General features: G+C 39.1%; 6 protein-coding genes. All 6 read right to left on the reverse strand.

All coding sequences use genetic code 11. The features are described from left to right. Nucleotides 1-31: 31 nt before the first annotated feature. Nucleotides 32-937 (reverse strand): EamA family transporter RarD, encoded by a 906-nt coding sequence (rarD, locus tag FC748_RS08415; RefSeq protein WP_108030556.1) that lies wholly within the window; start codon nucleotides 935-937, stop codon nucleotides 32-34. 163 nt (nucleotides 938-1,100) lie between these two features. Beyond that, nucleotides 1,101-1,634, reverse strand: a complete 534-nt coding sequence (locus tag FC748_RS08420) for a hypothetical protein (RefSeq protein ID WP_227665458.1) — start codon at nucleotides 1,632-1,634, stop codon at nucleotides 1,101-1,103. A 285-nt stretch (nucleotides 1,635-1,919) separates the two neighbouring features. Beyond that, nucleotides 1,920-5,648 carry a S8 family serine peptidase gene (locus FC748_RS08425; protein ID WP_108030555.1) on the reverse strand — a complete coding sequence of 1,243 codons (3,729 nt, stop codon included), beginning with the start codon at nucleotides 5,646-5,648 and terminating at the stop codon, nucleotides 1,920-1,922. 378 nt (nucleotides 5,649-6,026) lie between these two features. Continuing rightward, on the reverse strand, nucleotides 6,027-10,964 hold the full coding sequence (locus tag FC748_RS08430) for an S-layer homology domain-containing protein (RefSeq protein WP_108030554.1): 4,938 nt from the start codon (nucleotides 10,962-10,964) through the stop codon (nucleotides 6,027-6,029). Nucleotides 10,965-11,011: 47 nt separating this feature from the next. Beyond that, nucleotides 11,012-11,536 (reverse strand): phage tail protein, encoded by a 525-nt coding sequence (locus FC748_RS08435; RefSeq protein WP_024363529.1) that lies wholly within the window; start codon nucleotides 11,534-11,536, stop codon nucleotides 11,012-11,014. Between the two features lie 22 nt (nucleotides 11,537-11,558). After that, nucleotides 11,559-12,059, reverse strand: a complete 501-nt coding sequence (locus FC748_RS08440) for a phage tail protein (protein WP_024363528.1) — start codon at nucleotides 12,057-12,059, stop codon at nucleotides 11,559-11,561. Nucleotides 12,060-12,068 lie beyond the last annotated feature (9 nt).

Below are 12,068 nucleotides of genomic sequence, written 5' to 3' on the forward strand. Positions count from 1 at the left end.
ACCGCTGTCAATCTAACACTTTTACCTTATGTTACGCAGATTTATGATGTGCTTTTCTTATTTCTAAAATTTTTGAACCAGAAAACAATAATAAGGCTACCCAAATAATACTGAATGCCAACAGCTCTACTGGACTGAACGGTTCCTTATACAGAACGACACCCAAAATTAACACGATGGTCGGTGCCACATATTGTATAAAGCCCAATAAATAAAGCGGAATATTTTGAGCACCTTTTGCAAATAAAATTAAGGGCACTGCTGTTACAATCCCACTCACGACCATGAGTACATCCGTTTGGATATTGACGTGTAAAAATGACGCTTGGCTTGTTGTAAATAAATAGACGTAATATCCTAGTGCAAACGGCAGGATAAATAGCGTTTCAATGGCAAGTCCCCTTGTTGCATCCAGGGTAATTTTCTTCTTCAATACCCCGTAAATAGCAAATGATAACGCAATAAGAATTGCCACCCAAGGCACTGTTCCATAGTTTACCGTTAATATGATGACCGCAATAAAGGCAATTGCTGTTGCAACCCATTGTGCACGACTCAAACTCTCTTTAAAGAAGACCACACCAAAAATAACCGACAATAGTGGATTAATATAATAGCCAAGGCTTGTCTCTATTAAATGTTCATGTGTTACTGCCCAAATATATAAGTACCAATTCATTGAAATAACAAAGGAAGCACAAGCTAGTTGCCAAAAACTCTTCTGATGCGTCCATAAATATTTTAAATCAGCTATTAAATCTTTACGCATACCGACAATAATCACTACTAATACTGTAAAGACGAAAGACCATATGACACGCCCTAATAATATTTCCATACTCGGCACATGCTCAAGCAGTTTCCAATAAAGTGGGAATGCTCCCCAAATAGCATAGGCTAAAAACGCTGCCCATACTCCTTTTTTCTCGTTTGACATTGTCTTGAATTCTCCTACTCTTCTTAAATCACTTACGATTTCTCGTATTTCCACATGATGACATTCATAATGTAAAGAATAGACTAATTATAGGACTTTGATTGGCAACTGTAAATGCGCAAAATTACTATGGACGTGTTGTTTATCGCTTAAACACGTTTTGTTACGCTTTATTCTCACTTTCTAGCTCAGAAATATATTTTCGCACCATACTATAACTTATATCAGGATTAATTTGACGTTTTATACGAATATGAATTTCTTTAATGCCTACACCTTGCTCTCGCATATCTCGAATCATTGATTTTAATGGGCCTGATAGCGATTCCTTTGAAAGAGCTGTATATTTACTAAGCTCAATTAGCAAGTCGGTATTCTGTCGACGGAGTTCCTTCAGCTCATCGATTACACAATTATATTCGGTAAGCTTTTTTTGTAGCACCGCATTTTGCTGCGTTAGTTTTTGTATGTCTGCTTCAAGCGTTGTGTTTTGTTTTTTTAAACTTTTCTGTTCTTGCTCCAAAACAAGTTGCTTCTCATCTACATCAAGATGCATGTCATTTAATAATTTTTCAAAATGAAGTAATTCCTTATAGCGACTTTGCGTTAACACCATGAGCGTTTCCGTCGTTTGAACAGCTAGTGTACCATCTTGCATTTTTTCCCATGTTAATGCTGATTGATCCATTTTGCTCATCACTTATATCTCACTCCATTACTAAATTGTTCGTGTAATGGGATTACCTTGTTCAACATCTTTCAGCTTCCTTCGTTATGATAATCATTCTCATTTACCTTATCATAATGACAAAAGTCTTTTTTGTCAAAATAAAAAATACAGGCTTCTTAAATTTAAGGAACACAGCAATCCAGCCCAGCCAGTTAGTTTACTAGAGACATCCATCTTAGTGTTGCTTTACAGTCCATAATAAAAAGAGAAATTGCGCAGTGCAATTTCTCTTTTTGTTTGGACTGATTGTAATTATAAGTCACCCTCGGTAACTTCATTATTATTGTTATTACCTTTGCCATTACCGTTACCATTGCCATTTCCATTTCCATTTCCATTGCCGTTACCGTTACCATTGCCATTACCGTTACCTGGCTTTACAACCAACACATCAAATGTTAGTGTATGCTCACCATACGTTACTGTAATCGTCGTATTCCCTTGACCTTTTCCTTTTACGGCACCTGCTTTTACAGTAGCTATTTTATCATTTGCTACTTCGTATGTTGCCAGATTTGTCACATCTTTTTCTGTCGTTTTACCTTCAAAAGTAGTAACTTCCGTAATTTTAATCGCAACCTCTTTACCAATTCTTGTTTCTACCTGCGCTTGGTCAATTTCTAATGTGACAATTGGAGTTTCTACATTAGGTGCTTTCACTGTCACATTCATCGTCACTTCATTCGCACCGTATGTCATAGTAATTGTCGTTGTGCCTTCCCCTACTGCCATTACTACGCCATTGACTACAGTGGCAACATTTTCATCTCCAACAACATACGTAGCTTTAGACGTTACATCTTGCACTGTTGCTTCACCTTCTGCAGGTGTTGACGTTTCTGTTAGCGTTAGTTGTGCTGTTTCTCCAGTTGTTAGGTTGAGCTCAGTTGGATTTACAGAAAGTGTCACTACTGGCTCTACCACTTCTTTTTCATAGATCACTGCTTCCCCAACATTCCCCGCAGCGTCATTAATTTTTACTGTAACCGCATTCGTTTCTGCTGTTACTGGGAATGTAAAGCTACCGTCTTGATTTAGTTCAAATGCAACTGGCGCTTGTACTTCCCCATTTACCGTCGCAATATAGGAAGCTTTTAATTTATCATTTAAATTGTAATTTAAACCGTATGCACTTAACGCTACATTGTAATCAATATACTTATCTGTTACCTGCCCAGTAGCAACGCCTTGCGCTACTGAACCAGTAATTTCTGGTTTAGTCGATTTGACAAAAATTGGTCCAACATAGTCTGACACTACGCCTGATGCTGCAAGACCAGTAAAGTCAATTGTATACACACCATCTGGAATCGTTGTGGCAGGTGCCGATCCCCATGGTTTGTATTGCCCACCTACTTTTAGCGTATAAGAACCTTTTCCTAGTGCAGTCCCTGCATGTATATAGCCAATGTAGCCATCTCCATATTCTCCGCCTTCTGGATTCATAATATCCCAAAGCTCAATATAGTTCGTTGTTACATCTCCAGTTAATGTGAATGATAGTACAGCCGAGTCTTTCACTCCATCTCCGTTAAAGGAAAGATCCGTTTCTGTAATAGTCAAGTCTTTCACTTCAGTTGTTGCCTCTGCGCCAAAATCGGCTGCAAATGGCAATGAAATTTCTGTAGCTCCATTACCGATGTAAATATAACCTAGTAATTCAGAGCCGTTTGGAGCGGAAGCTTGCGAAGCTGTTAACGTAATATTTAAAACTTGCTCACCTACTAGATTAAATGTTGGCTGGTCTACTGTAACAGTTGCATCACCAAATGTTTTTGTTACATCAACTGAAACATTATAGTTACCGCCGTTCCCTTTGATATCTTTTACTAATACTTGTTTCGTGACAGAAATATCTCTATCTTTAAGTGATTGTGGACCGAAAGTAACGGTACCTTTCAAGTTTTCTGCCACTGCACCCGTTCCATCTAAAATTGCGCTATCAAGTGCATAAGCAAGAATTTCCGGATGAGCTGCAGCATATGCATTGACACGCCCTGCCCCTTGAGAAAATACATCGTATTTTGTCTTATCTAAAACTTTTGCTGTATTAGAAAGCGCTACTTTTACATCGAACGCATTCCAATCAGGATTTGCTTGTTTAACTAACGCCGCAATACCTGCGATATGTGGTGTTGCCATAGAAGTACCTGTTTTACGAGCATATGCTTCAGCATAATTGGCATTAGGGAAATCTTTTTTATACATTGGAATCGTAGACATAATATTTGTTCCAGGTGCACTTACATCTGGTTTAATATCAAAGTTTGGTGTAGATGGGCCACGTGAACTAGAAGAGTTTACCTCATCGCCCGTAGTATTTGTTGAAGCAAATTTACTAAAGCTTACTTTTCCTGCGCCACTTGCTAAAGCAGCGCGAATGGCAGCACCATCTGTTTGGGACATATCAAATGTTGGTAAAAACTCAAATGAATCACCAAGGAATGTGCCTGAAATGTTTGGTGCATTCGTTCCACCAGCAAAGTTATGAATAATTGTTGCAACTGCTCCATTTGCCTTTGCATTGGCGATTTTATCAACGAATGCGATACCGCCTCGAGAAATCAAGGCTACTTTCCCCGCCACATCGATTCCTTCATAGTCTTTTACTTCACCGTTTCCAGGGACAGCTACTAAATCAAATTCCCCTTGCAGCTGTGTTGCTACATTTTTCCCAAAAGTCGTACCCATTAACGGAAGTTGTTTTGTTAAGTTGTAATTGCCAACGGTAACTTTGACTTCCCCGTTATACATTGTTTCAGGATTCGTTGTGTTCCCTACAGCAATTCCTAAACGAGCCGTTGCAGGCGTACCCATTGTTCCGCGATTTGGACCAGAGTTTCCTGTTGCAATGACTCCGATTGTGCCAGCTATCATTGCGTTATTAATCGCAAATGAACCAGCGTCTGTTTCAGAGTTTGCTCCCCCGCCAAGCGAAAGATTGATAATGTCCATTTTTTCTAATACAGCCGTTTCAATTGCTTTTACAATACCGGATGTAGCACCACTTCCGTAAGCCCCAAGAACACGGTAAGCATAAAGGTCTACTTTTGGTGCAATTCCTTTAATACCGTATTGATTAGCTCCGATTGCTGCAATTGTTCCCGCAACATGTGTACCGTGAGAAGTATAGAATGCGCTTCCTTTTTCATTAAACTCCGGTGTTCCAACTGGACGCTCCGAAGGTAATGTTTCTGATGCATCGTTATCTGCACGAGGCTTCGAGTAAGTTGATGAATATGGAATAAAGTTTTTTCCACCTTTATAAATTCCAGCAAATTCAGGGTGATCGGCGTCAATACCCGTATCTAATACGGCTACCTTAATGCCTTGTCCTTCCAATCCTTCGTTCCAAAGCTGTTCAATGCCAAGGAAAGAATTACTTGTATTCATTTGCGCTTCTACCTGATCTTCCTTAACCAGTTCCGATGATTTCATCGTATCATCTTCTGATGCGTAAACAATGGCATCTGGTTCGATTAATGTAATGCCTTCGATTGTAAGCAATTTTGGAAGATCATTTGCTTTTACAGTTGCTGCGAAGCCATTTAACACTGTATCGAATGTGTAGCCTTGCGTCATCTGAACATTTTTAACAGCTAACTCTTTTTGTACTTGTGCTTGTTGTGCTTTTACATTAGAGCGAGCTTCATTTGCCTGAGCTTTAGAAAATCTTTGGCCTTTAAGTTGGCTTATTCCTTGCTCTAGTGCCACAGGCATTTCAGATAAATGAACAATAACTGCCACCTCTTGATTGCCTGATACATTTTGTAAGCTTTCATGGAGCGTTGGACCATCTTTAGACAAGCTTAGCTGTTCAGCGATAGCAGCCTTTAATTGAATAATACTTTCGCTTTGACCATCCTGCTTGAATGGTTTCGATTCTTCAGCACTAGCACTCGATAATGGAGCCAAGAGAGAAAGCACCATAATGAAAGCTAAAATACTACTTAAAAATGTCGTTAACTTAAACTTTTTCAAATCTCATTTCCCCTTCCTCCTTTAATTGTCACACTTTTCAGTTTAGTGTGATATTTCCAATTTATCACAAATAAACTAATTCGAATATCGTAATATTTGAATATTTTGAAATATTGATAGAAAGTAGCATTTTCAATTAGTTGTGTTATATCTATATACCTAGTAATTTATTAAAAATTAGAACTTAAAAAGGATAAATGAATTATAAAATTCATATTCAATTAATCCTATAAAGATAGGAATTTTATATCAGATAGTTTAGTTGTTTACAGAACATCAGGAGAGTAGGGAGGGGGAAATCGGGTGAACATTAAAATAGCTGGCGATTATTAAAAACCGCCAGCTAATAGCATCGTAATAGAAGATAATGGAATGTCCTTATTTTGTTTCATTTGTTGCAGCAGCTTGAATTTCATAGAAAGCCCAGTGATTGTTTGGAATATCCTTAAAGATTGGTACTGTGCTATCTGTCAATACTGGACGATTGAAAAGTCGATTTAGGACTTTTACCGCCTGTGCACGTGTTAGTTTCTCTTCAGGTCTAAATTGACCATTACCTGAGCCAACCATAATACCCATCGAGCTTATGCGTTGGATTTCCTGTGCAGCCCAATTCGTAGATGCCACATCACTGTATGTTTCGCCGTTTGCTGTTATTGCACAATACGGCGTATCTGTAGTTCCTTCTGCACATTGCTTATCAATCCACCTTACAGCAATGACCGCCATTTGGGCTCTCGTTATCATATCGTTCGGACCAAATGAACCATTTTGACGACCTTGCATAATTCCTTCGGTACGAACATACTCTATATCATTTTTTGCCCACGAAGCAGCTGTATCTGCATAAAAAACATTAGATGCTTCTGGTACATTATGATTACTTAGGTTTCTTGCTAGCATTGCTGCCATTTGCGCACGTGTGACATAGGCATTCGGACGGAATGTACCATCTGCGTAGCCTTGAATATAAGAAGCAAATGACTTGCTATCTTCTGTAGGTTCCTTTTCGGGTTCTTCTTGTTGTGCTTGTTCTGCATATAGTAAAGTAAAAGTAGAAAAATGCTGCACATCAAAAGCAATCGCTGTTTGCCCTTTCGCAAATTCTACAATACGTCCACTGATGATTTCGGCTGAACCATTACTATGCTCTACGTAAACCATCAATTGTTCCCGTTGAGCTGAAGTTAAATTCGCAGGTAATGGTAGTAGCACTGTTACTGGACGATTTTGTAGATTTGTGTCAATCGATATTGATTGACCAACAAACTTTACATTAGCGCCATGACTCTGTTGTAACACTATTTCCGCTTGTTTCGCTCGGTCTTCGATTGCTTTTTGCCGTAGGGCATCCTTAATCGGAACGATTCGGAAGTAAATATCTTCATTGAAGTCTGTCATAGAAGTAAAGGGAACATCTATTTTGACCATCGTCATATCAATACCAAAATAGGATTTACTCTCTAGTAATCGTTTAGCAGCCTCTTTAGCAAGTATCACCTTTGTCTCACTTGCTGGTTGCGCCATCTCGGGAATGACAAGTCGAGATTTTTTATCTTCTTGATTTGCTAACTTTCGAAGAAACTCGTTTGCATTTGCCACCGTAAAATGCACGCTATCTTGGAAACTACCGTTACTAAATACACGTGTTAACACGGTTTGTAAGAGTACCTCGTTTGGCTTACGCGGATCTACTATATTCACCATAACTTGATTACTTGGTACAACGGGGTCAGGACTTGCTGTTGATGATCCCCCATCTCCTGGTACATAGTTTGCTGACCATAGCGCATACAATACGAGGTTCCCTTTCCCCATTTGAAGCGTTTGCCCTGCTTTATAAGTAACGCCTTTTCCATCAGCTTTCGTATTCCAACCTACGAATGAAAAGCCAACTTTATTTAAATTCCCATGATTTAACACCGTTATTGTTTCCTGCGTTTTATAGCGCTTCGAATCGATAGGCACGTTCCCCCCATCCGCTCCGTTGCTGTCATAGATAACGGTGTACGTTGGCAATGCGCTCGTTGTAAAATGCCAAGTCGTAGTATTCGTAATGCCGTCATACACATTACCAGCCAAATCAATAAATGCTCCTGCATCAATTTGAATGCTATAAGCCGTGTTATTATTTAAATCCTTTGTAGGATTTATTGTCACGCTGTGATTCGCGATTGAAACATTGGCATGCGTAACGTCAATCGTTTCAACAATTTGATTTGTAGAAGCATTGCGAATTACAATATTTTTATTCGTAACTGGCAAGATCTTTTCATTAAACGTTAGCACAAGATTATCTGTAGGCTGTACATTCGTTGCCTGATGCGCTGGGAAATAGGTTGTTATTTCAGGAGCCTTTTTATCAAACACGACAACTGTTCCTAATGAAACGTCTGTCACTTGTAAGCCATCATTCCCCGCTAAATCTTGATAATCCATTGTAAAAGGAATCGGTCCCTCTGCATCTACTGACTGAAGCGTATAGCTTGCTTGCCATGTTTTAGCATCCCCATCACCTTTATCGCTTACATTTGCTGTTTGTCCTAGAATCGTAACATTTGGCGATTGAATTGCCTCACTTGTCTCAAAGTCGATTGTAATACTATCATTAACCTTAGCAACTGTTGGATTAGCATTGTTTGACACCATAGTACCCTTCTTTACAGTTGGCTTTATGCCATCAACTGTAACAAAGCTGCCATCCGTTACGTCCGTTATCTCTATGGCTGCATTACCTAGCACATCTTTGAAATTGATGGTAAAAGGTGCTATGCCTTCTAAATCACCATGCGCTATCACATAAGTCGCCTGCCAGTTCGTTGAAGCGCCACTTACAGTAGCTGGTTTTCCGGCAATGGTAACAGATGGTGTTTGGATCGTCTTATCTGTTTTCATTGCTAAAGTGATGGTATCGCCTACCTTCGCCTTTGTCGGATTTAGATTAGTCGATTTAATGGTCACTTCTACTGCTTGTGGCACAACTTTATCAATCGCAAAAGTAACGGTAGTCGTGTTACCTGCGCTATCTGTTACAACCAAAGTATAATTTCCAGTTGACTTTACAATAGTGCCACTTGTGAAGGAAGCTCCATTCAAGGTAGCAGTTCCTTCATTAAAGCTTATCGTTACGTCGGTGTTGTAAACCCCACTATTTGCAACACCTGTTATAACTGGAGGCATTGTATCGAGCACAATCGTATCTGAAAATACATTCGATAGATTACCAGCCGTATCCTTTAGTTGCATATAAACCGTTTTATTACCATCCCCGCTTGATAATGTCCAACTTTTTGTTGATACGTTTGGCTCCCAACCGGACCACGTAATCCCATCATTCGAAAAGCGCATTTCTATCGCTTCTCCTTCTGTATCCGTTGCCGTCATTGTTAAGGTAACGTTAGGAGTACTTGTAGATGCTAGTCCATTATGAATAGTCATTGTGCCTGTAGGTGCATGATTTTTAGTAACTTGGATTATAAACTCTTTATCAAACGTATTGCCAGCCTCATCTGTTACGCTTATCGTAATCTTATAACTATTTTTCGTATCGTAGGCAAATAACGCATTTGTCTTCAATACATTTCCAACAATCGTAAAGAAGCTTGTATCCCCTGACTGTAATGTATAGCTGAATGTTGGTGAACTTCCTGAATCTGTTGCTGTCAGTGTCCCAACTGTTGTACCAATGGGCGCCTTTTCTTGTACAGTCGTATTACTAAGCGCAATATTGGTAGGTGGTGTAGCATCATAGATTATTTGCAATTCATTTGAAGCTTTATTGAATGCACCACTACTATTCGCAACAACTTTTTCGGGAATTTTAATTTTCACAGCTCCATCTGCAATCGGTGATATTTGTGCCGTATATGTGGTACCGCTTCCTGATAGAGATATAGCATTTCCATTTGTAACAGCTATATCATCCACCGTAAAGCCTGTTACTGACTCACTGAATACCGTCGTTATAAGAATTGGATTGCTATTAGTTGGGCTAGTCTTATTTGATGAAATGGTCACGTTAGGGCGTGCTTTGACAATAAGGTTCATCGTATAGACACCGCTATCATTCATACCATCGCTTACCTTAAATGCAAACGTTGAAGCAGTACCATTGTCGGTAATGTATTTTAACTTACCTGCATCTAAGTCAACTTTACTAACTGTCATACCATTTGGAATGGCTTCGGCAGCATCGAACTGCCCATTCAGATTGCTATCAAGGAAAAGTTGGCCACTAGTTGGGATTGCAGAGATTTGAATCTGTTTTAACGTGTCGCCAGCATCTTCATCAGAAAAAGCAAAAGAAGTAGAATTAAATGTATACACTTGACCTTCATTAACATTTACCGTTCCATTACTGGATGTAGGTGGTTTATTTAATGTAAGTGTTGTGACCTGCTGCATCGAATAGGCACTCTTGGAGCCATCAGCATCTTTGACAATAACATTGAAATAATAGTTTGTATTAGCAGTAAGTCCTGTAACATTATAGGACGTAATATCTTTAGCATAACCGCTTCCTAAAGCTGTTCCATTGGATTCAATGGCACTAACCGTATCAATATTATTACTACTAGATTGATAGACGCGGTATTCTAAATCACCTTGAGCTGTTAAATCGTCAGATGCTTTCGCCCAGTCCAACTGTACTCCTGATGCAGTGATAGTTGAAGGCGTAATTGCGCTATTGGTAACGGTTGGCGGATTATTAGGAATATCGATTGTAAAGTGTGTAAATGTTACATCCCATATCCCCGCCTGTACAGTACCTATAAACTGTACACTCACAGTAATGACAAATGAGTGAATGCCCTCTAAATTTACTGGAATATCATAAATTGGTTCATGAAAGGCAACGGTCTTAAAGGTTACGGGACTTCCTTTTGGGTTTCCGTCTTGATCATATCCTTGAATCGTTAAACTTAGCGCATCGTTTGCGTTATGTTTATTAATCGTATTAATCTTTAATGATTTTAAATTAAAGACACCGCCCGCAAAGTTTTCGCCAGCGGAAATTCGAATTGATTTTGGTGGCGAATATTCATCTGCATCGATATAATAACCAGCAGGAAATTGTGTCCCATCACTATACTTTAATAAATCAAAACCATCATCACCAGTACGACTTACTACAAAGCCATTATTCGTATCAGCTAGCCATGTAGGTAGTGTTAAATCTTGTGTACACTTAGGAAAATTCGGTGTATCACAACTAGCCGCCTCTACTTGAACAGGTGACAAAAAACTAATCCCAGTCAATTGGCTAAAAGTAATCAACAGCAAACATAGCATCATTATAAAAATCTTTTTTCCCATTTTGGTTCTCCTTTTTAGTTGATTCACACCCTTCGCCAAAATCATTCCTAGTTTCTAGAAGGAAACTCTCCAAATAAACAAATAATGAAATTCAACCCTAAATACGGTTGCATATTATTATGTGGTTGACTTCCACCTGCTTGATCGATCGTCATCGCATTCATGGTTGTATTTCCTGAAACTGAATAAGCAGGGAGTGAGCCCCTACCTTGCTGTTCGGTCCAAATTGCTCCCGTTGGCTCATTACTTGTTGTTGGTACATTGTTACAAGCGGCCAGATGATGATGACTTGGCATTTCTGTTGTTAGTAATGTAACAGTAGCAGAACCTCCAGTTGTTCCGATATTTCTTGGCGTTAATCCTGCACCTGTTCCTTGATGAATCGCTGCCCTCCCACTTAAATTGGGTAAAGCAAAGGTTGTCTTTCCATCTCCTCCATAAGTATTACCTATGATGGCAAATAACGTACTATTCGAAGCTATGCTTAGTAACTGACCATTACAAAATGCCCAATTTTGTGGCGCAAAATTACCACCAAATATTCTAATTTCTCCCGTGTAGGCTTCTGACATGATTTCTTCACTTCCTTTTTCTTTAATTTCTTGGTGGATAAATGCCAACTAAAGCTATGCAATAATTCGCCACACTGTATGGCTGCATATTTTGATGCGGCTGTGAATTGCCAGATAATGATAAAGCTTGTGCATTCATATTCGTATTTGGTTGATTAACTGAATAGACATTATCAGTGGATGTGCCCCATACATTACCAGTAGGCGTTTTCAATGAAGTATTTTCCGAACTAGCCGTGACAGCATGGTTATGCGTCGGCATTTCATTCAAGGTTAACATATGTGTTTCTTGTCCAGCTTTTTGTCCTCTTGTCACACCATTACCTACATGAACTGGAACCCTGCCTCTTAAATCAGGTAAGGCAAATGTTCGAATGCCATCACCTCCATAAGTTGTGCCCAATAAGGAGTATAAGGCTTGATTTGAATTAATTTGTAATAATTGCCCATTACAGTATGCCCATCCATTTGGTACGCCTGCAAAGCTAAATAATTTGATTTCACCTACAAATGCTTCAATCATCTTTTCTTC

Source organism: Lysinibacillus sphaericus (genome assembly GCF_005217585.1).
Classification (GTDB): Bacteria; Bacillota; Bacilli; order Bacillales_A; family Planococcaceae; genus Lysinibacillus; species Lysinibacillus sphaericus.